Source organism: Nostoc sp. UCD121 (assembly GCF_014222285.1).
Taxonomy (GTDB): Bacteria; Cyanobacteriota; Cyanobacteriia; order Cyanobacteriales; family Nostocaceae; genus Nostoc.
Genome location: NZ_JACKZS010000107.1, coordinates 1 through 25,877 on the forward strand (window position 1 = coordinate 1; position 25,877 = coordinate 25,877).

Below are 25,877 nucleotides of genomic sequence, written 5' to 3' on the forward strand. Positions count from 1 at the left end.
TTTGTAGATTGGAAAAAGAGTACGGCGCTTCTTTATCAGAAATCGTTGGTGAACTCGAAGATTATGCCATAGTCCATCAATCTATATCAGACGAAAGGGCTAAACCCAAAAATCAGTTGATTATAGTTTGCTGTTATGGCTGTCTTTGGGGCGCAGTTATCGGAATTGCGACGTTATTTATTAAGCCCAGCGTTACTGTAGCGGCGATTGGGTTGGGTTTTACAGCTGGGGTGTCTGGGAAATTGCTGGTTCAAAAAGAGGAATAAATCGGAGTAGGTGAAGATGGGTTTTAATTTAATTATTTAGCTTATTTTTTTGATTAATTGGAATAAAGATGGCGTGAACTAAATCTATTTCCCATCGCGCCACCAAATTTCTGATTCTTTTCAATTAATTCGCCTCCACATAGTTAGTGGAGACTGTATGTTCACTAGCTTGTATCGCCTACCCATCTGCGTTTTCATTAATTCGCCTCCACATAGTTAGTGGAGACTGATTTCACAGAGCAAGCAGAAAGAGGTTTTATTGAGGTGTTTCCATTAATTCGCCTCCACATAGTTAGTGGAGACCAGATGCATCATGGGTGGGAGTGTTGGGAGTCAACGCGTTTCCATTAATTCGCCTCCACATAGTTAGTGGAGACGCGTAATTTCTGCTTCTTCTGGGGTTAATTGCTTGGTTTCCATTAATTCGCCTCCACATAGTTAGTGGAGACTTGAGGCTGGATTCATGAGCAAAATTGAGTTTATTCAAGTTTCCATTAATTCGCCTCCACATAGTTAGTGGAGACAAGTAATGACAGACGAACTGATAGACTCTCAGAGTTTCCATTAATTCGCCTCCACATAGTTAGTGGAGACCTTGGGCTTCATTCGTGGCATGGGGTTACAAGCAAAAAGAGTTTCCATTAATTCGTCTCCACATAGTTAGTTGAGACAATCAGGGTGTAAGTGATTATTGGTATATAGCTTGTTTCCATTAATTCGTCTCCACATAGTTAGTTGAGACCTAATCACAAAGCCTAAAATAGCAGGGCTTGGGATGGTTTCCATTAATTCGTCTCCACATAGTTAGTTGAGACGATGCTAGGGACTTATGGCGGGATGATTTCTATGTTTCCATTAATTCGTCTCCACATAGTTAGTTGAGACAACTGGGGGCTAGAAGCCAGAAAATAAAGGGCTTACAGCGCTCATTTTCGTGAACCTGATCCAAAAGTACTGTTTCAGCCATTGCCTGTCAAGTTTCCTTTTGAACAAAAATGCTTTAAACATCACTTGCATCAGCTTTTCAGGTCTTGCGCGAACCTCCTTTGGGTTTGTAATCGCTCAAGAATAATCGCAGTAGGGGTTTGAGGCTCGAAAATTAGCATCTTTAAAAAAACAGCTAGGGGTTCGCGGATTTTCTTACGGTCAAATAGGCGATGGAACTTGATTCTTTCCATTAATTCCAATTCTCCGAAGAGAAGCGACTTAAATGTCCTTATAGAGGACGTTAGGAATCATAAAATACGTTTCCATTAATTCCACTTCTCCTAAGAGAAGCGACAGTTGGATTAACGACGACGAGCGTGTACACGTTGAGACGTTTCCATTAATTCCACTTCTCCTAAGAGAAGCGACATGTACAAAAATTATGGTGCAAAGGGTGTTAGGCTTTGCGAGTTTCCATTAATTCCACTTCTCCTAAGAGAAGCGACTAAAGGATTGTTTGGTTGGTTATTTGAGGGTAGGGTTTCCATTAATTCCACTTCTCCTAAGAGAAGCGACAATAAATTATATGAACCTGAATTTATTGAAAAAGGCAGTTTCCATTAATTCCACTTCTCCTAAGAGAAGCGACCCTTCAATTTTAGACCCTTACCCAGTAAGGAATCCAGAAGCCGTTTCCGAAGGTCACAAAAATTAATCGCCAAACTGCCATTCCACCAATCACCAACATACCCCAAACCCTTACTCTGTAAGCAACCGAAGGTCACAACGCTCAAATAAGCATTTCAGCCATTTTCCCTGAACCTCGACACACCGCTTCAGCATCCGTTTTATTGGGAAGCATGGATTTTTGTCAGGGAAGGGCAGATCCCTTAGTCGGTACAGGAATTTTTAACTAGTACCACAGCGCGTAATTCATAATTCGTAATTACTGTACCATAAGGGTTTTATTGATGAGTTCATTTTGCTCTTTCATTTATTCCTTGACTATCCGTATCATACTTTTTGTGAAATGGTATTAGTTGACCCTGCTGGAGAATGAACCGAATTCCGGCAATTGGCTCAACCTTTTCATGCTTAAACTCTTGATGACGTGAACGTGGAACTGCGATCGCAAATACTACAGCATCGGAATTGCGACGTTATTTATCAAGCCCAGCGTTACTGTAGCGGCGATTTGGTTGGGTTTTACGGCTGGGGTATCTGGGAAATTATTGGTTCAAAAAGGGGAATAAATCGAAGTAGGTGAAGATAGATTTTAATTTAATTATTTAGCTTATTTTTTAATTAATTGGAATCAATATGGCGTGAACTAAATCTATCTTCCGTCGCCACCAAATTTCTTATTCTTTTCAATTAATTCGCCTCCACATAGTTACTGGAGACTGGATACTGGGCTGACAGATGGTGATGCTACGTATTTTCCATTAATTCGCCTCCACATAGTTAGTGGATACATACGATCGGGAATCATTTAATTGGCAATAATTCGTTTCCATTAATTCGCCTCCACATAGTTAGTGGAGACTATTGACACGGGACTAACTGACGGTGATGCTACATAGTTTCCATTAATTCCACTTCTCCGAAGAGAAGCGACAAGAGAATATTAGTCCGTACTCCTATTTCGTTGGTTCATTTTCCATTAATTCCACTTCTCCGAAGAGAAGCGACCTACTGTTATCAATTGCATCTGGAAAGATATGCAGAAATTAGCTAAGTTTCCATTAATTCCACTTCTACAAAGAGAAGCTACTGAGGATCGGCCATCTGATCTTCGATTCCTTGTAAGTTTCCATTAATTCCACTTCTCATTGGAGAAGCGATCTGAATGCGATCGCGCGTTGGGTTGACGAGCAAGAGTTTCCATTAATTCGTCTCCACATCGTTAGTTGAGACCATTGTTAGAACCACGATAAACCCCAATAGATTCACTTGATTTTCATTAATTCATCCCCACATAGTTAGTTGAGACTTTATCAAGTTCTATAAACTCATACCTGGGAAGATGTTTCCATTAATTCGTCTCCACATAGTTAGTTGAGACACCAGTAACAATGCATATCAACAATCACGATAATCGTTTCCATTAATTTGTCTCCACATAGTTAGTTGAGACCTAATGTTGCCAGCATACATCGACATTGATAACCTCTTGTTTCCATTAATTCCACTTCTACAAAGAGAAGCGACTTGTAGTAATGGAAGCATTCATAGAAGCTTATGAACAGTTTCCATTAATTCCACTTCTACAAAGAGAAGCGACAACAAAGAACTTCTAATTCAAGCTTGCAAAGCTCAAGGAGAAGTGTTTCCATTAATTCCACTTCTACAAAGAGAAGCGACTGGGGATTGGCAAGCTCAAGGAGACATAGATGGATGGTTTCCATTAATTCCACTTCTCCGAAGAGAAGCGACAGTGATACAAAGCCCGATGACTTCTTTGGCCCGGTATCGTTTCCATTAATTCCACTTCTCCGAAGAGAAGCGACTTATGATGACGCGATCGCATTTTGCGCCCCACTCTGCTTCGAGTTTCCATTAATTCCACTTCTCCGAAGAGAAGCGACTCAAAAGCCGTTACCTCTATGGGCGAACCGTTGTGTTTCCATTAATTCCACTTCTCCGAAGAGAAGCGACGGCACCACATCTTGTAGAATTGCTAGAAGACATCAAGATAGAGTTTCCATTAATTCCACTTCTACAAAGAGAAGCGACTCTGAACGTGAACAAGTCAAGACTGCTATTGACGGTTTGGCTGGGTTTCCATTAATTCCACTTCTACAAAGAGAAGCGACAACAACTTGCTGATCCACAATCTGAAACACAGCTGTTTCCATTAATTTCACTTCTACAAAGAGAAGCGACCCTTCAATTTTAGACCCTTACCCAGTAAGGAATCCAGAAGCCGTTTCCGAAGGTCACAAAAATTAATCGCCAAACTGCCATTCCACCAATCACCAACATACCCCAAACCCTTACCCTGTAAGCAACCGAAGGTCACAACGCTCAAATAAGCATTTCAGCCATTTTCCCTGAACCTGATACTGTTGGCGAATGTAATACATTATTGTCTTATTAAGTATTACGTAAGCTCAAACCTTCAATCTGTAGTTGCGGCTTTGAGTTGTAACACTTTTGTCCGTGCGTTTGTAACACTTTCGCCAACAGTATCTGAACCTCGGCACACCGCTTCAGCATCCGTTTTATTGGGGAGCATGGATTTGTCAGGGAAGGACAGATCCTTTAGTCGGTGTAAGATGATCTGCTACCAGTGCGATCGCCAATGCTGGTTTCCATTAATTCGCCTCCACATAGTTAGTGGAGACTCGTGCTTGCTATTACATGGCAAGGCTTGAGAAAGAGTTTTCATTAATTCGCCTCCATATAGTTAGTGGAGACTTTATCTCTGCAATGGGATGAGGTTAGGGTTGTCTGTTATGCAGTTTCCATTAATTCGCCTCCATATAGTTAGTGGAGACAGTTGGGGGCTAGAAGCCAGAAAATAAAGGGCTTACAGCGACCATTTTCGTGAACCTGATCTAAAAGTACTGTTTCAGCCATTGCCTGTCAAGTTTCCCTTTCAATAAAGATGGCTCAAACATCGTCAGTATAAGCTTTTCAGGTTTTACGCGAACCTCCTTTGGGTTTGTAATCGCTCAAGAATAGTTGCAGTAAGCGTTTGAGCCTCGAAAATTGGCCCCTTTGAAAAAACAGCTATGGGTTCGCGGATTTTCCTACGGTTATATAGCTATGGTCAGATAGGAGATGGGACTACATTGTTTACATTAATTCCACTTCTCCGAAGAGAAGCGACGAGTGAAGCATTAGCTTACATACAAGATTGTATTACGTTTCCACTAATTCCACTTCTGATTGGAGAAGCGACTCAATAAGAGCTTCTAATCATTCAAGGGTGTGATTCGTTTCCATTAATTCCACTTCTGATTGGAGAAGCGACCACAAGGAAACTTTAGACGGCCACTTTATCCTTTAAGTTACAGTTTATGAAGCATAAAGCGGCAATAACTGCCATTTTATGTTTCAAGTCACACTAATAAAGCCAAAATATGGTTTTTGTTAAACCTTGTCAGATTGCAGAATGTTTCTATTAATTAGCCTCCACATAATTAGTGGAGACTATTGACACGGGACTAACTGACGGTGATGCTACATAGTTTCCATTAATTCGCCTCCACATAATTAGTGGAGACATGATTTGTGCTTTTCAGTTTGTTGAGCAAGTCGATAAGTTTCCATTAATTCGCCTCCACATAGTTATTGAAAACAGTACCAGCCGACGTTCAGACTGCGGTTGACAAGTTTCCATTAATTCCACTTCTCGTTGGAGAAGCGACTTTGCTAGAAGAGAATACAACATTCGTCTTCTCCCACGGGATGAAGTTTCCATTAATTCCACTTCTCATTGGAGAAGCGACTTCACTGCTTGGATGTCTAGACTAGCCAATTTAGACTTAACTTGATCGAGTTTCCATTAATTCCACTTCTCATTGGAGAAGCGACTACCCTGTGAAACAGGAGCAGGTAAAACCAGCATGATGCTTGGGTTTCCATTAATTCCACTTCTCATTGGAGAAGCGACTTTATTTAAAGAAGTAATCTTATCAAGGAAGTAAAGTATGTTTCCATTAATTCCACTTCTCATTGGAGAAGCGACTATAAGCTACCCAGAAACAGCAGAAGAAATTTTTAAGTTTCCATTAATTCCACTTCTCATTGGAGAAGCGACCCCTCTTATTTAAACCCTTATGGTGCTTGATGTCCAGATGCCATTTGCGGCGGGGTATAGCTCTACAGCCAAATTCAACCATATTACACAGATATAAAAGCCCTGAAACCCTTAAACAGTAGGACATCGGCGGGGTCTACAAGAGAATAAGCATTACCCGCTTTTGCTGACCCCGCCGCAAGAGCTTCCACTCTAGAAAGCAAAAAGTAGATCCTTGAGCCTAGCAAAGATTATTCAATCACCAAAATACCTACAGAAATTCCAAATAATAGCGATATCGCATTCCAAGTTTCCGGCTATTTCTACACTCTTAATTTTATTTATAGCTTTACCTATTAAATAAGAGAGTCTGCTATTTCTTGAAGTTTTTTATTCAACTTCTCTCTTTTGTAAGGAAGTTTAAAATAGTTGATCGCCTCTAAGAATGGCTGTTTAACATAATTTACATAAGCAGTCATTACATCAGGTGCTTGATACTTTTCGTATCCTAGTAGATAGCTTATCACTTCCTGATCTTCTACACCACGCAAATTGTGCATTAGTTGATTACGAAGATCATCATTAGCATCCCTATTTTTATAACAATACCATCTGAGTAAAGGCCAATCATGAAAATTATTATCTATATTTTTTAACCAATCAATGAGCAAATCATTTTTATTAGTAATTCCAAAGTTATTATTGATTTTCTCAACCGGAAATTTAAGAATTCGTAGAATATCGATTTTAAAAGTATTGGTTTCATTTTTGATAGATTTAGATAAATGTAACCCTAGTGGAACCCATTCAATTAATTCGGAGACATTTCGAGTATCTCCATTTGATAAATTAATAGTTTGATTAATCATTGCTACTTGGGATAAAATAGCCACCTTTAAAAAGGTTTCTTGAGCAGCAGCAAGGAGAGTAATCCCTTGGAGATAATTTCTTTGATTGAAGAAAAAACCTATGAGATCAAGAGCATCAACAATGCGTTGGGTAGCTTGCGTAATTTCAAAATCTTGTCCGCTATCCATTAGAGTACTATGGAGATTAAAGAAACTAACAATCTTCTCTAAGCTAGCTATAGCAGCTTTGTCTATTCTATCTATATCTTCTAAAATTTTGAGCGCAGCGCCAGGGAAGCCTCCTATAATTAACTGCTTTGCTTTTTGAATCTGTATCCCCCGTCGATAATTAGAGCTTTCAATAGCTTCTGATTTAGATTTCTGTTCATAATTTTCATCAAAATATTCATTACTAACTAAAAACTTAACTTTCTGAAATCTGCCTAAGCTAACGAATTGTACAGCAGAGGATATCGCTGGTGTTCCAGCTTGATGACTAACATAAACAGGCTTTAGTGGATTAAAGTCTAACTTGCGGAATGCTTCTTCTACCAAATAAAGGGTTTCATTCCAATTATCTATACCTTTATTGCCATTTTTTGGGATGAGATACAAAAATTCTAGTTGGCAGTCAAACTTCTGTTTTAAATACGACTCTAATAAAGGTTTAAGTGTACAAGTGTCTTGCCAATAGGGACACTTTTCATAAATAATTTGGTCTTGTTTAAATATTTCAGTTTGGTCTGTAAGTAAAATTATAATCCTTCCCGGCTTAATGTTATTTTCTAGAAAATATTCATAATAAGTATCAAGAAGTGGAAATTTTAAATCTGACTCGTATTTATCTGATTTATTGCCATAGACTATACCTAAAAGCCTTGCAGTTACTGGATATCCCGCCTCTTTATTATAAGGATCTTTCGGAGTAGGTGTAGCAAACTCTGTACACTCCAAATCATATCTAACTTCATCGTATAAATTTCCCCAACTTTTGTTATGTTTGAGGAGGACATCGCTATTACCCGTTGTGACAATCCAAATACTCATATTTACTCTCCCCAAAGTTTGGTAAACTCACTGGTTGTTAAGAAAGCTAAAAATTCTTCTGTTCTCTCATCTTTTTTATCAGAGAAAATGGTGAGTAGCTCTATAAACTCTTTTCCCTTACGCTTCATTTCTCCTTCTTTGTTTTTGATATAGCGCGGGTACATACGATGCCAAATTCTACCAATTTGGCTCATTTTACCTGTGAGGATTGAGCCTTTAATTGATTTGCTTCCTTGGTAATTACCGTGAAACCATCTCACGGCTAAACTATCATCTTCATCTTGTGCAATGCGTCCCCAAACTTGAACTTTTTGCGGATGGAATGATTCACGCCAAGAAGTTAATTTATTAATTGGGGTTTTATCTTTCAATTTCAGCCAGTTATTTACAGTCTTATGAATATCATTCAGGATATTAGTGATATGATTAAGGCTATTTACTGGGAAATAGTATTGATTTGATTGCTTTGGGAATTCCCAATGACAACCTATCATGGGTTTACCATTTAAATAGTCTGGAAAGAATAGGCGATGATCAATGCGTCGCCAAGATTTACCAAAACCACCAAGCAGCATAGCAAATCTTAAAATGTGTGTTGCTAATGTTTTTAATTCTTTTTTATATTCTTTTGAGGTATTACCCATGCTAAGAATATTTAAAGTTCCTGCATTTAATTCATAAATAGGCATGGTTACATTACCATACCGATATACATCCATTTCTAAATCAACAGCATTAAAAGCAATTCCTAACTGTCCGACAACAGCACCATTTCTCCCTGCAAATCCGCCCCAAAGTTCTCTAGTTAATTCTTCGGCTGTAGTTTCATCAGTAATGCCACTAAATAACCGCAGGGTGTGACCACGTAAAGCAGCTTTAAAAATATTGGGACGAAACTCACCTGTCTTATCAATTAATTGTGAGGCTAGTCCTTGTCCACGCAAGTTTACAGAGACTAACTTAGTTTCTGGGTGATTTATCGGTTGACCATAACCAGCACTAACTCTAGAACCAATACCTCGTTCTATAGCTTTATCCCAAATACTCCAGATAGTCTCCCATTCATTAGCTTCTAGTGCTTCGGTGCTGGAGATACCGAATATTAAGGTAGGTTGATAGAGGGATATCTGAATAAATGCTGAGTGACTACCGTTATTTTTAATTTGCCAATCTTGTTGAGGATGAACTACATCGATTAATGGTTGTTCAGCCCACGTTGCATCTTTCGGATAACCCCCATGAAAGCGAAGAATTCCCGGTATAGTATCATTGCTAGTTAGTTTACCACCGCAATATCTTGCACCCTGTTCTGAGGTACAAGCACGTAAAAAAGCACCTTTCATGCTTGCGCCGGGGTAAAATGGAAATCCCTTAGCGGCGATGACTGGCCGAATTATATCTTCGTCTTGCCCACTGTTAGAAACAAAGCGCCAAGTTATTTTATATTCTTTTGTTTTAACATTGGTGTTAAACGTGGGAGGGTCGATTGCAGAACCTTCTACCCATTCATCAACCCATCTCTCAGACTGTTCGGGATTTCTGATATATTGAATCTGCCCGCGCCCTGAGATTTGCGCTTGAAACATTAACGGAACTTCATTACTATTATTCATCTGCAAATCCTGATTTTTTGTAGCGCTGAGTCCACCAAACCAAACTGTCACAGAATTGAGTAAGCACAGCTAAACAAATTCTTTGGTCTTCAATCGGAAGTTCCCATAATTTGGCAGCGAACTGCTGAATCTTTGAGGTGTCATTATTGCTGACATCTTCTTGAGGAAGCTTAATTCCAGCCAGTTGCATGATTTTGACAAAGCTTTTCCATGTATCGCGCCAATATTCGCCTTTGGCTTTTTCTTTGTCTAAAAGTCGCAATTGCTCTCCCCAAAACCTCTCTAAGCCGTAAGCTACAGTTATTCGCATCTTGTGAGATTGACCAATAACACCTTTTTGGTCGCGGTGTTTGAGAACTAGGCGTTGTGCTTCTTGGTCTAAGTCGTAAGATTTCCAAGTCATATATTCACACCCCATTTAAAGTTAAACTACAGTGACCAAAACCAATGGATTCTAAACCACCAAGATAAATATCTGTGCTTTGAGTACCATTTAAGGGTTCCCATTGCTTACCTGATTTATCATCTTTGATGGCAATGGGAAATACTAAAATAGTTCCTTCTGGTAAGGCTTCAGTGTTAAAGAAGCCACCACCATCGACAACCTTTTGGTCAGGTTTTAAGCGCACACGACTTTGACGATATAAAGCCATGTCATGAATCATAGAAATATCACTATCGTCTACGATCACTGCTGGCTTTTCTTTTCCTGATGGGAACCAAGGGGATAAGTCTACTGTTTTGTTGATGGTCAAAAAACCTAAATTGAAAAACAGGGTCTTTTTACCTTGAGATTCCCGCGCTTTTAAGTTCTTTGAGCCTGTATAGGGGTCTGGTATATCTATTTCTTTTAGAGATTTACCATTAAATTTGACAGTATCGCCAGCAATTCTTTGGTAACGTTGGAGTAAACGTGGGCTAGTTACCCAAACTATTGGTTGACCGGGACAAAACACGGGTAGCCAGAGAATAGAAGCGTATTCAAATTTGATAATAGACTCGTTATTAATTTCTGATTGTTCTGAATCTGCTTCATTGCCATACCAATAATTTGCTGCCTGTTCTCCATCTAGCAGACGCATTTCTGAACGCAGGCGACCGCGAATCGAACTACCGGGAAGAATACCTGTTTGAGTAAATTGGTCGCGGAAGATGAGGTTTAAATTACCACTTTCTTCTCCAGCAGTTGCACCGACGTGCAGAGGTGCTAAAGTTTCAATAATTCCATAAGCTTTTTTGTACATTTTAGGCGACTCCTTTAATTTCTGTTGGCAAACATAAACCGCATCCTACACGTTTAAGGCTGTAACCTTCTTTGGGAAACCATGCTTCATCCCATGACCACCAAGGTTTATTTAAAGGTTCTGCAAGCACATAAACACTACCAGCCGGAACCGCATAACGTCCCCTCCCTAAATTCCCTTTGCTGCGGTAACGGTAGGGTACTGGTTTATCCGTCAGCATCTCTACTGTCAGGGGAAAGCTCTCATGTTGAGGATAGCGGTGAGAGAAACGGTTAGAACCCCATGTAGCTGGTGTAATTAAAGCAAAGGTGCGTTCTATTGGCTGATTTAATAGATTTAAAAATTTCTTATTTTTGATGTCCTCACATTCTATTTCGACAACGTGATTTTCACCACCAAAACGATACCAGCCGTTTTCTATAGGATACGTTGATAGATAAACTAAACAGGTATCGTCTACCATTTGGACAGAATTTTCTAGAAAAAGTCCGTCGGAGTTTTCTACACACCGTTCAGTTGCTTTAATTTTGGGATGCAAAAAAGAAACGTATTTCCAAGGATTATCAGCAACAGATTTATATTCATTAGTCCTGATTGCTTTAGCTGGAGTTCCCCAGGAATCGATTGTTTGCCAACGATAATCTGGTTCTAGTTTTTCGCTTTTATTTTCTAGCTCCCATTTACCATCTTTTAATTGCCACTCATCAACGGCTTTTTTGGCAATTATTTTATGCCAAGGAATGGGAATATAAAAATTTTGTCTTTCGTTGTATTTCGCCCAAAATGGGCCTGCAACACATAAGTTAGTACTCAACTCACTTTGAGTAACCTTTTCTGTTGTCTTGTTAACGCTAAACATTAAACCTGATAGTGTCGCGGCTTCTGGAGGGAATTTAGCACCAGAACGACCCACTAGATTTTCTGGTGAAAGAAATGCGCCTGCACTTCCATACATTAATCCCAAGGGACTAATAGTGATTAGGTATTTGAACATAAGTGCCAGCCTACTTTAATTAAATCGCTAATCCAATCAATTGTGGCTTTTGCTCTGTCATAAGGAGCATCTTCATCATCAAAACCCACAAGATGTTTAGCACGTTCATAATTTAGTAATTCTTTGCCTTCACCTGGAAAGTAAATGTCAAAGAATTCAATAGCGAATTTTTCGACAAAGCTCTTTTTATCTACATTAAAAGCACGTCGGGATTCTAATTGAGCTAAATCTTGATAAATGTGACTCCAATTGGCTTTTTTCTCTCTGTCTTGATACTTTGTCAAAATATTTAAATAATCCCAAGGACAAGTCCACTGCACATATTGACCACTGTTAAAGACAATTCGGATAGTGACTCTCCCACGCCCTGAAGATTTAGCTAGCTTTTCTGCCTCACGACAATGTTGTAAAATATCTCTTTGGGGGACGCTAGAACCTGCCCAAACAAATCCGACGCTTAAGCCTATCTTTTGGTCATGTCTTTCCCAGATTTGGGGTAATGTAATTAACCATGCAAAAGCTTGCTGGGCTGTAATCGGTTTTTGATCTTTGTCTCGATAAATTACGCCTAAAAAATCGTCTCCACCAGCATAAACCACCCGACCAATTTCTTGGGGGAAGTCTCTGCTAAAGTCTTTTCCCCAGTGACGCATCGCTTGACTAAACTTTTTCAGTTCATCATCACCATTTTCTGAGTCTGCTAATTCCTTTAGGTGTTTCCCAACTTCATCGCCATCACCCATAAACCAACCTGTCCAGCGTCCTTTACCTTGCTCATTTTTGGCTTCTGGGCCTCGATAAATTTCGCTGAAGCTTTCTAGTTTAGACATCCCTAAATTGTTGGCGATTTCTGGTAGGGTGACTAAACGTTTAACTAATTCGGGAATACTTAATTTTTCATTGAGTGCAAAAAAATTACCCTCTGGTTCTGCATCTTGAGAACGATTTTCTAATACACAAGCAAGGCGTTTATAGAAGATTTTAATATCGTCTTTTTCTATAGTCCACTGGCGATTTTTAGGATTTCGCGCTTCTCCACCTAATCCTGGAAATGCAATTCCATCCGTACCCGTTAAACTAGAACTCTCCCCAATCCAGTTAACGGCAGTCCACCCACGGCAAAGTTTGCGGGTTTCTAAATCATCCATTGCCGCTTGAATACTGTCGCCTTCTCCCCAAAAAATTTCCCAGGCGTGGTTTCCCCAGTTTGCCCACTCCCTTTCCCAATAGTATGTATAGTCAGGTAATTTCTCCTCTATCCAGCACCGACATTCCTTCAACATTCCCTTCCATACGGACAATAAGGTTTTTTCCACCTCTGATTTTGAAAATTCTCCCTTAATAAGAATGCGATTTGGCATTCCTTTTTGAAGGTTAGGGATTGCTGGGGAAATGACTGTTGTAGTTTTTTCAGCTTCTTTTACTAGCTGCTGGCTAAGATAAGAGAGAATCAGAGATGCACCATACAAGTCTCGGAGTTTACGGGATTTCTCGATAAACCCTTGCACCGGAGCAAAGGTTATTGCTGTATATTTGGCCACGTTTACCATAATTACTGGATGCGGTCTTGTCTAAATTACAGTAATAAATTGAACTTGTACTCAGTAGTTATACTTTGTAATAATTCTTGGTTTGTTAATTAATCGCTTAGTTTTCAGAGATAAGCTAGGAATAAAATAAGCCAATTAAGCACATATAGTATTTAAGGTTTTGTGTAAGTTTGGAGTTATGTAGCATTAGGGGAATTACTGTGACATTTACATCTTCTCGGAAAAATCGAGAATGTAAATACCAATTCATGCGAATGACGAAATATTTTTTGGATGTCTGAGCAAGATTTAATTGTGTAGCCTGTTAAAATATTGCATTTTTGTGAGATGATTTATGTCACGCAGAGGCACAGACGCGGAGAGAAGATGAGGAGTTTTAGATTTTAATACATCAATTCCATCGCCTGTTTCTGCAAAACCACTGTTAATTATTGACTATCAACGGGAAATTTGAGACGTTCATCGACACCACTCACCAAATCGCCAAAACCCTATATTTTTCGTTGAGTGGTGTCGATTGCTTACTGGGTAAGAATTTGAGGTATGCGTGTTTTAAATTTTACACAACATATATAATGTTTTTTAGAGTGGTGTCGATTTGGTGGCTGAAAGCCTTACGGGGCAAAGCCTCCTAAACGAACTCCCTACCGATTGGGTTAAATCGGAATTAATGGAAACTCTTGCCACTCTTCGCAATTTACTTCTTTTGATACGCTGCCCTACCGATTGGGTTAAATCGGAATTAATGGAAACACAAAAGACTTCCTGTGGTTCTATACTCCTGAAAACCCTACCGATTGGGTTAAATCGGAATTAATGGAAAAACAATCCGATTACTTACCCTTCTCTATTTCAGAAGCAAAACTAATTAAACCTTAATTAATACCGTCGTCATTCGCTTTAAAAGCCTAGACAACAAACAAATAACAGTTAAAAGTTAAAGTAGAAAAACTTTTAGTCTTGAACTCCTCATGATCTGTCACTTCCTCATCGGTATTCCCGGAAGTGGGAAAACCACATTCGCGGTCGAGTTAGCAAAATTGGGGAATTATCGTATTGTCTCCACTGATGCAATTCGCCAACAACTCTATGGCGATGCAAGTATCCAGGGTGAGTGGAGTCAGATAGAAGAAAAAGTAATTTCTGAGACTGTTGATGCGATCGCCGAAGGTAACTCGGTAATTTATGACGCTACCAATGCTAAACGTGCGTGGCGGATAGATTTACTCCTAAAACTCAAGTTATCTCTAACTTCGCCAGTCCTGTGGATGGCGTGGTACTTACAAACTCCTTTGGCGACTTGCAAGGTCTGGAATCAACAGCGCACCCGTCAAGTTCCAGAGGTGATAATTGAAAATATGCACCAATCACTGCAACAGTTTGGCCCAGTAGCAGCAGAAGGATTTGCAGCCGTTAAAGAAATTGATGTCACCTCTACAAATTTTGACATTCAACAAATTTCAATCGAAATCCAACAGCTTCCTCGTACCCTGATTAACCGCGCTAACCGCAATTGTCACATTACTTTACATTCTTACAGTAAACTCCTAGATTTTGAACGCTTGATGTATCTAATTTCCCTAATTATTCAGTATCCGGGAATTGGAAATCTGCAAAATACTAACCCCAGTCTGCTAAAAAATCTTTTTGGCAGCATTCCCCAGTTTCCTAGTGCTGTAGAGGAGATCACAGCCTTAATGCGTAAATTATACGGTACAGTCTACGGTGAACTTCAAGCGATCGCATCTGATTTAGACTGGCTGCAACAAAATTCTATTATTGGTTTCAATAGCATTACCCCTTCTTCTCCTATCATCCCATCACCAGATCAGTCTGTTACCCCGTCTGATTTTGTGGCTCACGCTTATTCTGATTTTGATACCTTTGCGAGGTTGGTGCAAACAATTCGCTTTATTCTATATCACCCATTTTTGCTGACTTCAGGAAAGGGAAGTCTGCAAACTCTCGTGTCTACACTTAGAGAAAATGGGATTATCAATAGCGATGGCTTAGATACTGTCCGCAAGGATATTGAAAAGGTTCTCAAGCCATATAAAATTTTACCAGAATTTCCTCTTAGAGATGGCTACTTTGCAGGGACAGCGATTTTATCAGTTTATGAGTTAACCAAAATATTTGACGTTCTCCAGTCTCAGGCTAAAAGTCTTGATGACCCTGTAGCGTTGGAAATTTATCAGACTTTCGCTACCCGGATGCTAAAAAGTAAGTTAGGAGTCAGTAACGTCTATCCAGTACGAGCGATCGCAAATCGCAGTATGATTGACCCAGAGTTTTTACCACCTGACGCTCTTTCTCGAAATTTACCACAATTAGAAGAGGCAATAGTTAACGGACAACTACTGGAATTAAATCGCTTTTCTGGTGGTGGTAAGTTTGTTCTTGATGAAGAAAGTTTTTTTTTAGCGTTTCCCTTACAAATCGTGTTTTGTAACCAAGCATGGTATTTAGGTTTTGAGTGTCAAGGTGGAAAGTATGCAGGATTGTTCCGATTTGAGCGTTTGGATAGATTGTTTGTAGGTCAATTTCAAGTCAGATTCCGTTCTCAACAGGAACAAGAAAAATCATTACAGAAATTACAGAAACTTTCTGCTGCTAGCGCCGGGATTTTTTTGGGGTATAGTGCAAATGACCAGCGCAAGTTTCTGTCTAACGATAAGCAAGAACGTTCCCAAGTTTGTATTACAGTAGAACTGTGGTTTAATGATTTTATCTTCCGGTTTATTACGGAAGGAACTAAGAGATTTCCTGCAAAACAAATGAAGATGTCTCCACCTGTAGAGGGTGGCAAATTAATGTTACCTAAGTCGATTTTCTGCCTGAAGAAAACCACAGATAAGCAGTTTCCCAATCGTTTTCAGGCGGTATTGCCTATATGGTATTTGGGTGACGTGGAATTTTTACGGTGGATTGTTGGTTTTGGCGGCAACGTGAAAGTAGTACAACCAGAGGAATTGGTAGCTAAGGTTAAGGGAATTGGTGAGGCGATTCTTAAAGTTTATGAGCAGTGAAAAATAAAAAATATATTTATTTAAAAATACTTGTAAAGGTCGAGATGTAAATATCCCGACCTTTTTATTTAGAAAATTCCACTTCTCCGAAGAGAAGCGACTTAGATGTGATATTTGTACCGTTTACACTACAACAGATCGAATTGTTTCCATTAATTCCACTTCTCCGAAGAGAAGCGACTTGAGTGGGGTAAAGTTCGTAGCGATCGCTGACGTTTCCATTAATTCCACTTCTCCTAAGAGAAGCGACCATTCCAGTTAGCATTGCAAGGCGATGCGATCTGGCGCTCGTTTCCATTAATTCCACTTCTCCTAAGAGAAGCGACTGTACATGGAACATACTTAGATTACTTTTTTCACGTGTTTCCATTAATTCCACTTCTCCTAAGAGAAGCGACATTTGTATCGGAAGAGAACAGACCGCAAAAACAAAGGAATTTGTTTCCATTAATTCCACTTCTCCTAAGAGAAGCGACCCCTCAATTTTAGACCCTTATCCAGTAAGGAATCCAGAAGCCGTTTCCGAAGGCCACAAAAATTAATCGCCAATCTGCCATTTCACCAATCACCAACATACCACAAACCCTTACCCTGTAAGCAACCGAAGGTCACAACGCTCAAATAAGCATTTCAGCTATTTTCCCTGAACCTCGGCACACCGTTTCAGCATCCCTTTTATTGGGGAGCATGGATTTGTCAGGGAAGGACAGATCCCTTAGTCGGTACAGGAATTTTTAACTAGTACCGCAGGGCGTAATTCATAATTCGTAATTACTCTACCGTAAGGGTTTTATTGATTTGGAATGGGTGGTTGATTTCCGCCATGCTATACCAAGTTTTCCTTACAAAAAGGCAGAGGGCACGAGGCAGAAGGCAGGAGGTTAGGAGTATCAATTGAAACTAAAGTTTCAGGGTCTAGAGCCACGTTCATAAAAAGAATTATACCGAGACGCACTGCCACTCCAGATATTGTTTCGGGGCTGAAGTCCAAAGCTCCAAACCCCTATAATTTCGTTGGCAGCCCCGGCAGCGTTATTAATTAAGAGTTTTAGGCTATTTCTCTGACCCATAATTCTCAATTGAGGCTATTGATTTTGGATTATTTTGACAAGCCCCGAAAATCTGCTGTAGGATTACCTTCAGGTAAGGCTTTCAGAAGCCAGCCCTTTAAACTTCTTCGGAAGTTGAACTAATGGAAACACTATAACGTTGAGAATGGAACGTGGGCCGTTATCAGCTTTAAACTTCTTCGGAAGTTGAACTAATGGAAACTTCTATTTCTACTACACTCATTTCAGTGTAGTACAGAGCTTTAAACTTCTTCGGAAGTTGAACTAATGGAAACCATAAAACTAGCGAGCGTTCTGCAACGCTGCGATTGCATCTATTTTTTCTTGTGTTGCTAAACGAAGGGATGATTTTATTTATGTAGGTACAATTCGATGCTTAAAATAATGAAGTATCTTAGCATTTTTTCTGTTTTGGAATAGCATAAAGTTTTTCGCTCATTGAAGTGATCGCTTTCATACAACGAGTTAATTGCTGCATTAACAATCAAGTTTACTTTTGCTGTCTCCACGCAAGCTTGTACTCCCTTTCAACAGCCGCCACCAGCTTTGCCTGCAAAGATGACAGATATGGTTTAGCAAAATCCCCAACCCTTGCAACAGCGAATCCACAGAAGAGTCACGGCTGGGCACTTGATGCAACTGCCGTAACTTCACACATAACTACTGCTCCCTTCACTTTCGTGCGATGGCGTAACTGCCCTCTGTTGGCGATCGCCCTTACCTCAAAACAAAAAATCACCCAGTAGTTATATCCGGGAGCAATGCGGTTTTGTCAGATCCAGTAGAAAACAAGCGATCGCAAAAATAAAATCTAAGTAAGAAGTGACTTTATTTACTAAATATGTGCTGATAGCCACGAGAATTCACCTTGATGAGATATCTCAAAAAGATTAATAGCAAGCTATTTGACGATTGTTAACAAAAATATCTACAATTAGTCTTTTATACTTAGTGTTAATTAAACCAAATCATAAGTTGAGAGTAGAAGTAAAGTATAAAATTTATCAAGCGGTTTCTGGTTTGATAAAGGAATTAAAGATGGAAGTACAAAAATTATCCCAACTTTTAGCTATCCACTGACAACGCAGATGTAACATAATTTCTGCATTTTCTTTCAACCAGAATTTACTGTTTCCTTTGATTCTTAAATTTACAACTTGGCGGATTAAACTCTCAATCGCGCCACTGCCAATAGGTAGTTTTTTATTTATTGCTTTATCGTAATTTAAACGCCCTTTACGATAAGCATCTAAAATATAATTACGCTTAACTACCATAATCTTACACCGCTCTCCGGTAGCTACAGCAATCAACTCATCCATCTGGCTGATTAAAGATTTGGCTTTACCTTTTTTTAAACTCTTCCTAACTTTTACAAACCATTCTTTAGACTGTGCTTCTTCATTAAAAGCAGCATCTGCAAATACTTTTATATTTTCCGTAACATGATAAAAATCGAATAGCTGATAAGTTTCAACTGGGCATCCTAATCTTGCCAAAAGTGGGGGAATATGTATCCAGATCCACTCCGCTCCATCCCCGATTAATAAGACTTGTTTTGCTTGACTAATTCCCAAGCCAACTAAATACGCTTCTAAAATCTCCAAAAGCGCTTTATATCCTTCATAAGTGCCATCATTCGTAATAGGAATTTCAGAACTATTTATTTTTTTACCTTGCTCATCAACAACATAAATTGTGAATAACTTTGGCTCAACCCATTTGCCGATAAACCCGTGTCGCTTGGTTTTGGAATTTTTTCTTCCCTTTTTATTAATTCGGATTCGACTCCGACCACCATCTACAGCTATAACAACTCTTTGGTCTTTAAGAATATTACCTTCAGGTAAAATGCCCATTTGCCGATTTAATATTTTAGATTGCCGTAAGTTGATGCCAGTTTGACCAAATTTGTATGTCAAACGCTCAATTCGTTTTAAACTAAGATCAATTCCCCAACCAGTTAAAGTTGTGCAGGCGGCTTCAAATGAGCTAGTAATTGCACCATATTGAGCAACTGTTGACCATACTAACGGGGTTAATCCTTCTGACATCCCCAACCACTTTAACAGGGGATAAAATCCCTGAAGAGACATTTTATTTGTGGTCTTTGTTGAGTTTTTTATTACCATATATGGTAATTTTAGAGTGAATAAAACATTTCCAACTGTTAAGATTTGGCGTTTTCTATAACCATGTTTTTGCATAGTAGTATCCCACCAGCTTCTTGTTTGAATCATAGCTGTTTGATTAGCTGACTGAGATTGGGAGAGGTTATACAACAAAATTGCAATACACTGTCCAGCTAAAATAAGTGCAATTTCTCTAATTTTTTCTTCTCTTTCTTTAAGAATTTTCCCATTCCATTCCGTGATGTTCGTCAATTCTAAATATTTTGTTACCTGCGAAGAAAAGTCTGATAATGATTTACTCAAATCTAAAGTTGCACATATATTTTTTTCCATTAAGGTAGATAATCCCTATCTCTAAATTCTTGCTCAAAGGGAATCCTAGCTTTTTTTGGCTCAAAAAAGAGAGTCTTGCAAGTTATGACTCAAACTCATCTTTCCTTTTTAAGTGTTAATACTGCTTAAAAAGTATAAATCTATTTATACTACTGGGAAAATGATTTAGCGATCGCTTGTTTTTTACTGGATCTGACGAAACCGCATAGCTCCCTGCACCACGTTACAATAAAGGCGTGTTAGCGAAATATTCCAAATTGGTATCTTCTAGCAGTCTTGGGGCTGTGACAGATTTGGATTTGTTCAATAACTAGTTATAGGGATGGCAACGTATTTTATTGTTTGCACTTTACTTCCGTCCAAGTGCGCTGGAACTTACTCCAATCAGACAGATGTTTCGTGATGATCTCAAAGCACCACAGCGAACCCTAAAAACGTACTTTGGTTTATTTCCTTTTCGCTGGCGAGAAACTTGGAAGCAGGCATTCGATGCTCTACAAGGTCAGGGGCGGCCATTTGTCGCACCGATTCTGCAATTCCTTATTTTTCCACAAGCAATACCCTTCGGTTAAGAAATTTTTTGATTGAGGCACGCAAGAGGGCAGTTCGGAAAAAGGAGCTGTTAAGCCCGAGAAGAACTACTCTCACATAATTGTCTTTCCTCAAGAGGGAATGGTGCTAAGAAAAGGGAAAATCGTTGAGGCAGCTCTTGTGCAGTGTTTCGACTACGCTCAACAACCGGAGCCTAGGTGCAGAGGAGAAAGAAGAAGTTTTAAGCATTGCGTTCGGATATTTAGAAATTCCCGAGTTCGTTAACCTTCGTCCGGCGATGCTGGACAATGCCTTATGGTTCAAGCCTTTCATCGAAACTTGGACGAGGGAAAAGCTGCTATGGACGACGACCTCTGCGGTTCATAGCTTCGAGACCCTGCCCAAAGAAGAAGACTATACTTCCCTGATAGAAGAATACGCCAAGCAAGCCTCGAAACCTACACTATAACGAACTGTTTTGGAACGGATTTACGACTTACTCTTGGCGCGAACGCTCACAAAACCGCTCTCCCCTTCATACTACTGGTGAATACTTCAGTCCATCAATTCAAAGGGTTGCGGTCAGGTTTGGGGGATTTTAGCCACAAAAGTCAGAAACTTTCTTCTTTGAACTGAAGCTTATTTTAGCGGGGTTCCGTTCCAAGAGAAAGTAGGTTCGCCTTCGCAATAGCTCCATCTTGCTTCCCAGGGCATGGGAAAATTCGGAACCTGAAAGCGGATTGAAAATCGTCCCCAGGTGTTGCTCAATTTGCCTGACCCATCTTCTCGTGATGTGTCACATTTGACATTGGATTTCCCAACCCAATAACCGTGATAAATTCCACGATTGCTCGTCATTCCAGCTAACCCTTCAATGAAGATAGTTCCTCCTGGATAAGTCCATATAGCAGTTTTACCACGTTCGCTTTGATAGACCACCCTGCCATTGCTGCTATTCCACACTTCATCTGCAAGCGCAATTTTCGGCACAGTTGCCAAAATAAATACTGCACTGACCATTGCTAGTTCCTGAAGCTTCATTGCACTCCTCATTTCTAGTGAGCGTATAACACTACACACAGATGATATCGCTTGTGGTCATAAAAGTAACAATCTGCAATCTCCTCTGTATCTCTCATCTTCTTAAAGAACAAAATATAGATGGCATAGCAAACAATTGCCTATGACAGGAGGGTACACTATTGTACTCGCTCAAGTTTTGCTACTAATAGTGGCAGTTCACTATTGTATTTGTCAACTAAATATTGCAGAATATGGCAAGTCGGGAAGAGATAGAAGAGGTCGTAATGATACCACTAAGTGAAGTGGGTTCTATTAAATGGACAGAGCAGCGCAGTCGAAAACTGCGTTCATTGCGTGGCGATATGCCATTGGTAAGTTTGTCTCAAAAGCTAAAAGAGCATGGTGTTGATATCTCTCGCCAGTATTTAAACAAAATGGAAACCGAGTTAGAAGTCAAAGGGGCAACCCCTGAGATGCTCGTTGGGTTATGTAAAGTATTTGGCTGTAGCTTGGCTGAATTACTATGTTTGAAATCAACCAAAGTTCTGCAACTAGAGGTTGACAAAATGTGACTAAAAGTTGCAGAATATTTGTAAGGTCAAAGGAAAGCAAATTGCTTTTCCCAAAACGCTTTCATAATTAGCAGTACATTACCCACAGTTGGGCGACATCGAACAACCCGATGTTCGCAGAACGTCTCCAATAGAAGGCTCACTCCAAGAGACACGATTGGTCAATGGCGTTCAACAGCCCATTTATGTTTACGCTTGTCACGAGTCGGCTGTTGCAGCTGGGTTGACCAAAGCTATAGAAGAATTCTTTGCTCATCCCAGCCCTGGAGCAGCGCTAAGGCAGGCAGGTGCTTTCGCTAAAAAATCTTTAGTAACGGCTTGATAGACATTGGTCATCGGTCATCGGTCATCGGTCATTGGTCATTGGTTAAGCAGAGCGATCGCCGAGTCATCAAGAATTAAAACTTTTACAACAAAGGCAAATTCTACCTTGAAGGGAAAGGATATGGAACTTGGAATTTTTCAAAAAGACGCACTCATTGAAAAACTAGCTAAGAAATTCTACGCGATTCAAGGTTATGTAGTCCCCGAATCATATCGAATGCAATCAGCTACACATCCCGCAGAAAGAGCGTGTGTGGCTATGGCTTTGTTTGCTATTCAAGAATTTGAATCCATCGAAGATGAATGTTCAGATGAGGAGGTGGAGGAAGACGAAGAATTAGAAGATGAGGAGGATTAAATATGAATAAAGAACAGTGGCTAACTCTTGGACAAACACTATTTGGACAAGACAAGATGCAATGGAAGTTTAAGTGTCCATGTTGCGGTCACATTGCTTCTGTCCAAGATTACAAAAAAGCTGGCGCTCCATCTTCTGCCGCAGGATTTTCTTGTGTAGGACGATGGATGCCAGTTTGTAAAGATGCTTTCGATGATTTGGATAAGCGCAAGATTCCTTGTAATTACGCTGGCGGCGGATTAATTAACCTTAATCCCGTTGATGTTGATGGAATTAAAGTTTTTGAATTTGGGGTTTGAGGCAGGAGATATGGAAGTCATCGTCACAGTCATTGAAAAAGTTGCATCTGTTGCCCATATTAATATCCCTGATAGCCTATCAGTTGATGGAATCAGGCAACACATTGTTGGCTACTACAACAGTGGAGGAATGCAAGCAAATTTGAATATTTACCAAGTAGATTTTGAATCTATTAGCGCTCACATTGGTTCAAAAATCAATATTACTTGGCATCAAGGAGATACTTGTGCAAACCGTCAGTATTACTTTTGCAAACTTGGAACATTTGCTTTGACTTTATTAACTGACACAGAGCAGAACTTAACTCGTACAGAAGTTTACTTTGGGCATCACAAGCAACTTATTTATACATCAAAAAAGGAGATATCCAAAGAATTGGCAACAGTTGAACTCCAAAATTTCTTAAGTGGATTAGCTGTTGAACTTCAGACTTTAAGCCACATTGAATTTAGTGAGAATGAAGTATGACTGTTACACAACTGCTGACACCACAACCATATACAAGTGCATCTATAGAAACTGTTGGTAGGCATTCACTGAACTTTTACGAGTCTCCATCGTGGTTTACTACTGAGTTATTGCGTCATGTCAGATTGTCTGGTGTCATTGGTGAGCCGTGTGTGGGGCATGGAGCGATTGCATCTTTACTCCAAGCCTGGCCATACACCAAGCAAATGTGGACGAACGATATTGATCCACATAAAGCGGCTGATTACCAAATGGATGCAACACTATCCGAGTCATGGGCTAAGTTTCCAGAATGCGATTGGATTTGTACTAATCCCCCATACTCAGAATTTGCTGCACCAATTATTAAGAATGCCTACCAGAAAGCGCGTGTAGGTGTCGCTGCTTTTTTACTTACCAGCTTTCTCGAACCTTGCGATGATCGGGCTGATTTTTTACAGCAGCACCCGCCGTCGCTTGTACTGATTTTGCCCCGCTTCTGTTTTCGCAAGGACAAAAAAGGTAAACGCTGGGCTACCGATAACATTACCATCTCGTGCTTTGTCTGGGACAAACGCGCAACAGGGCAGCAAATTATTATCCGTCCCAAATCAGAAATTATTGGGTTTTACAAAAATCCAGAACAGGCTATTTCACAAGAACGGGCTATTGAAATTGTTCGGGCAATCGCCAAAGGAGAATTATGAAACAGATGTCGCTTTTTGATGAACCTACCATAGTTTTACCAGTCAACTATTATCCAGAGTTTCTCACTCTTACTGAAGCTGACGCACTCTACCAACATTGTCAACAACTGCAATGGCAGCAAAACCAAATCAGGATGTTGGGTAAAACTATGCCTGTGCCTCGCCTAGAGTGCATTTATGGCGATGAAGGCTGTGATTACCTCTACTCTAAAAGCGTACTACTCAAACCACTACCTTGGACAGACGCTTTGGCTAAGTTACGCGACAGAATCACCGCAATTGCTGGTTACAGCTTCCGTATCGTCATCGGCAATCAGTATAGAAGTGGACAAGACAGTATCGGCTGGCATAACGACAGTGAAGCTTCGATGGGGTTAAATCCAGCGATGCCTGCGGCGGGCTACGCCTACGCATCAATCAGTTTAGGTTCGGTGAGGAAATTCCAAATTAAGCCCATCGGGGGGAAGCCGACTGACTTTTGGCTGGAGCATGGGAGTCTGCTTGTAATGCTTCCAGGCTGTCAGCCCACACATCTGCATCAAGTTCCGAAGACCAATAAGGTCGTTAGTACACGGATTAATCTAACTTTTCGACCGCACGTTGGAGGTAAGAGATAAAGGCATTAGTGGGACAACGAAAGGGATCGGTTTGATGGGACTGCTGCTTTTAACAGATGAGGATATCTTGTTAACTACCTCGAACGATTGAGTCAATAGAGAATTTAGGATATTTACCATCAACAGAATCTATACAATTGCATGACAATTGTAAGGCAATTGTAAGAAAACCTCGATATAATTTTAGTACATGAGTACTAACAGACGCGCAGAACGTATTTTTGAATTATCTCAGATTTTGGAGAGCCTTATGCCAGAACGATATATGCTTTCGATCACTTTGTCAGAAAAGGCTTACGAAGAATTTCGCCTTGTAGCTACGTGGAAGAGAATTCCTATTGGTACTTTGATTAGACAGATTTTAGAACGAGAACATGAAAGCCAAGCTTTTGGAGAGCTGGTCAAACGAGCATCTGCTGACGGTCAAACGAATGCTTCAGAAGACTAAACCAAGCGTTTTTAGTAATACAAAGACGCAATTATCTACAAAAGATGTGAACAGTTTGTAAATTTCAAGAGTTTTTAGATTGACAAAAGCGTAGTAATTACTTCATTCACTGCTGAGGAAGAGGAAATATTTATGAGTTTATCCCAAGCTACAAAAACACCAACAACTAAAAAAAATAACAAATATGATGGAATACTTGGTAGCACAATAGCATTTCATCGAGTCTACGCCACGATAGCTGGTAGTGCTAGTGCTGGACTTTTTCTAAGCCAAGCTATGTATTGGGATTTGAGAACTAATGACCCACAAGGATGGTTCTACAAAACCTATGAACAATGGACATCAGAAACAGCACTAAATCGCTACGAATTAGACAAAATTAGGCATCATCTCACCAATATCAATATCTTAGAAACTCAATTAAAAAGCTCTCCAGCACGACTTTATTATCGGATCAACCACAAAGTATTGAATAACTTCTTAGATGCCATTAAAAAAGGCTCTTTCACATCCATTAGACCAAAGAACAAGAATACAAAAAAATACTCTCAAATCTCTGAGTCTGTTGACGGTCAACAAACTGACTCAGTTTGCTTACCCTCAACAAACTTGTCTGCTGAGGGTCAACAAGCTAGTCCGATGACCGTCAACAATCCCAGTTGCTCACGGTCAACAAACTCTATATATATAGAATCTACAGAGATTACTTCAAAGATTATTTCAGAGATTACACACAATGCGCCCCTGGCT

Annotated in this window: 21 protein-coding genes, 2 pseudogenes and 5 CRISPR repeat arrays; of the genes and pseudogenes, 15 read left to right on the forward strand and 8 right to left on the reverse strand. The window is 39.8% G+C overall.

The annotated features are described in order from the left end of the window. Both GNF10_RS21305 and GNF10_RS21310 read left to right on the forward strand, forming a co-directional pair. The coding region (locus tag GNF10_RS21305) for a hypothetical protein (RefSeq protein ID WP_185607223.1) at window positions 1-266 on the forward strand (266 nt) is incomplete at its 5' end. Window positions 267-383: 117 nt separating this feature from the next. Then, window positions 384-1,151: a CRISPR direct-repeat array (repeat unit 37 nt; unit sequence GTTTCCATTAATTCGCCTCCACATAGTTAGTGGAGAC). A 285-nt stretch (window positions 1,152-1,436) separates the two neighbouring features. Beyond that, a CRISPR array of direct repeats spans window positions 1,437-1,842; the repeat unit is 36 nt; unit sequence GTTTCCATTAATTCCACTTCTCCTAAGAGAAGCGAC. Between the two features lie 933 nt (window positions 1,843-2,775). Continuing rightward, window positions 2,776-4,079: direct repeats of the CRISPR family, unit length 21 nt; unit sequence GTTTCCATTAATTCCACTTCT. 1,413 nt (window positions 4,080-5,492) lie between these two features. Continuing rightward, entirely contained in the window at window positions 5,493-5,675 is a 183-nt protein-coding gene (locus GNF10_RS21310) for a hypothetical protein (protein WP_185607224.1), read from the forward strand. A 621-nt stretch (window positions 5,676-6,296) separates the two neighbouring features. Here GNF10_RS21310 and GNF10_RS21315 read toward each other — a convergent pair. From GNF10_RS21315 to GNF10_RS21340, 6 genes are read right to left on the reverse strand one after another with little or no spacing between them, the layout of a single operon-like run. Further along, entirely contained in the window at window positions 6,297-7,835 is a 1,539-nt protein-coding gene (locus GNF10_RS21315; RefSeq protein WP_185607225.1) for a hypothetical protein, read from the reverse strand. A 2-nt stretch (window positions 7,836-7,837) separates the two neighbouring features. Next, window positions 7,838-9,448, reverse strand: a complete 1,611-nt coding sequence (locus tag GNF10_RS21320) for a hypothetical protein (protein WP_185607226.1) — start codon at window positions 9,446-9,448, stop codon at window positions 7,838-7,840. Further along, window positions 9,441-9,851 (reverse strand): hypothetical protein, encoded by a 411-nt coding sequence (locus tag GNF10_RS21325; protein WP_185584740.1) that lies wholly within the window; start codon window positions 9,849-9,851, stop codon window positions 9,441-9,443. Before GNF10_RS21325 ends, GNF10_RS21320 begins: the two co-directional genes overlap by 8 nt. Before the next feature lie 4 nt (window positions 9,852-9,855). Then, a complete protein-coding gene (cmr4, locus tag GNF10_RS21330; protein ID WP_185584741.1) occupies window positions 9,856-10,692 on the reverse strand; it encodes a type III-B CRISPR module RAMP protein Cmr4 in 837 nt (278 codons plus the stop codon). Window position 10,693: 1 nt separating this feature from the next. Continuing rightward, window positions 10,694-11,686: a CRISPR-associated protein gene (locus tag GNF10_RS21335; RefSeq protein ID WP_185592206.1), complete on the reverse strand. Its 993-nt coding sequence runs from the start codon at window positions 11,684-11,686 to the stop codon at window positions 10,694-10,696. Next, complete coding sequence (locus GNF10_RS21340) at window positions 11,671-13,236, reverse strand: type III-B CRISPR-associated protein Cas10/Cmr2 (RefSeq protein WP_185584743.1); 1,566 nt, start codon at window positions 13,234-13,236, stop codon at window positions 11,671-11,673. Before GNF10_RS21340 ends, GNF10_RS21335 begins: the two co-directional genes overlap by 16 nt. 642 nt (window positions 13,237-13,878) lie before the next feature. Then, a CRISPR array of direct repeats spans window positions 13,879-14,064; the repeat unit is 35 nt; unit sequence CCCTACCGATTGGGTTAAATCGGAATTAATGGAAA. A gap of 143 nt (window positions 14,065-14,207) precedes the next feature. On the opposite strand from GNF10_RS21340, the gene GNF10_RS21345 reads away from it, so the two are divergent. Both GNF10_RS21345 and GNF10_RS21350 read left to right on the forward strand, forming a co-directional pair. Further along, window positions 14,208-16,265, forward strand: a complete 2,058-nt coding sequence (locus tag GNF10_RS21345) for a WYL domain-containing protein (protein ID WP_185607227.1) — start codon at window positions 14,208-14,210, stop codon at window positions 16,263-16,265. A gap of 65 nt (window positions 16,266-16,330) precedes the next feature. Further along, window positions 16,331-16,741: direct repeats of the CRISPR family, unit length 36 nt; unit sequence GTTTCCATTAATTCCACTTCTCCTAAGAGAAGCGAC. Window positions 16,742-17,850: 1,109 nt separating this feature from the next. Then, window positions 17,851-18,081, forward strand: coding sequence for a hypothetical protein (locus GNF10_RS21350; protein ID WP_185584745.1), 231 nt, complete (start codon window positions 17,851-17,853; stop codon window positions 18,079-18,081). A 258-nt stretch (window positions 18,082-18,339) separates the two neighbouring features. Here the strand turns inward: GNF10_RS21350 and GNF10_RS21355 are convergent, their stop codons facing one another. Then, entirely contained in the window at window positions 18,340-19,800 is a 1,461-nt protein-coding gene (locus tag GNF10_RS21355; RefSeq protein ID WP_185607228.1) for an ISLre2 family transposase, read from the reverse strand. 320 nt (window positions 19,801-20,120) lie between these two features. Here GNF10_RS21355 and GNF10_RS21360 point away from each other — a divergent pair. Beyond that, window positions 20,121-20,357: pseudogene (locus GNF10_RS21360) on the forward strand (DUF4336 domain-containing protein); the annotation flags it as partial. A 140-nt stretch (window positions 20,358-20,497) separates the two neighbouring features. Beyond that, entirely contained in the window at window positions 20,498-20,800 is a 303-nt protein-coding gene (locus GNF10_RS21365) for a hypothetical protein (protein ID WP_185584982.1), read from the forward strand. A 170-nt stretch (window positions 20,801-20,970) separates the two neighbouring features. On the opposite strand, the gene GNF10_RS21370 is transcribed toward GNF10_RS21365, so the two are convergent. Then, window positions 20,971-21,372 (reverse strand): hypothetical protein, encoded by a 402-nt coding sequence (locus GNF10_RS21370; protein ID WP_185584983.1) that lies wholly within the window; start codon window positions 21,370-21,372, stop codon window positions 20,971-20,973. A 233-nt stretch (window positions 21,373-21,605) separates the two neighbouring features. Between GNF10_RS21370 and GNF10_RS21375 the strand changes: the two genes are divergently transcribed. The 9 genes and pseudogenes from GNF10_RS21375 to GNF10_RS21415 all read left to right on the forward strand — a co-directional run. After that, window positions 21,606-21,926 carry a helix-turn-helix domain-containing protein gene (locus GNF10_RS21375; protein ID WP_260446228.1) on the forward strand — a complete coding sequence of 107 codons (321 nt, stop codon included), beginning with the start codon at window positions 21,606-21,608 and terminating at the stop codon, window positions 21,924-21,926. Between the two features lie 88 nt (window positions 21,927-22,014). Further along, entirely contained in the window at window positions 22,015-22,248 is a 234-nt protein-coding gene (locus tag GNF10_RS21380; RefSeq protein WP_185584990.1) for a hypothetical protein, read from the forward strand. A 6-nt stretch (window positions 22,249-22,254) separates the two neighbouring features. Continuing rightward, window positions 22,255-22,608 carry a hypothetical protein gene (locus tag GNF10_RS21385; RefSeq protein WP_185584984.1) on the forward strand — a complete coding sequence of 118 codons (354 nt, stop codon included), beginning with the start codon at window positions 22,255-22,257 and terminating at the stop codon, window positions 22,606-22,608. Between the two features lie 2 nt (window positions 22,609-22,610). Further along, a complete protein-coding gene (locus GNF10_RS21390) occupies window positions 22,611-22,907 on the forward strand; it encodes a VVA0879 family protein (RefSeq protein ID WP_185584985.1) in 297 nt (98 codons plus the stop codon). Continuing rightward, window positions 22,891-23,376: a hypothetical protein gene (locus tag GNF10_RS21395; protein ID WP_185584991.1), complete on the forward strand. Its 486-nt coding sequence runs from the start codon at window positions 22,891-22,893 to the stop codon at window positions 23,374-23,376. The genes GNF10_RS21390 and GNF10_RS21395 overlap by 17 nt, the downstream gene beginning before the upstream one ends. Next, window positions 23,373-24,062 (forward strand): hypothetical protein, encoded by a 690-nt coding sequence (locus GNF10_RS21400; protein WP_185584986.1) that lies wholly within the window; start codon window positions 23,373-23,375, stop codon window positions 24,060-24,062. Before GNF10_RS21395 ends, GNF10_RS21400 begins: the two co-directional genes overlap by 4 nt. After that, window positions 24,059-24,679: an alpha-ketoglutarate-dependent dioxygenase AlkB gene (locus tag GNF10_RS21405; protein WP_185584987.1), complete on the forward strand. Its 621-nt coding sequence runs from the start codon at window positions 24,059-24,061 to the stop codon at window positions 24,677-24,679. The genes GNF10_RS21400 and GNF10_RS21405 overlap by 4 nt, the downstream gene beginning before the upstream one ends. 190 nt (window positions 24,680-24,869) lie before the next feature. Then, on the forward strand, window positions 24,870-25,127 hold the full coding sequence (locus GNF10_RS21410; RefSeq protein ID WP_185584988.1) for a hypothetical protein: 258 nt from the start codon (window positions 24,870-24,872) through the stop codon (window positions 25,125-25,127). A 132-nt stretch (window positions 25,128-25,259) separates the two neighbouring features. After that, a pseudogene (locus tag GNF10_RS21415) lies at window positions 25,260-25,877 on the forward strand (hypothetical protein); the annotation flags it as partial.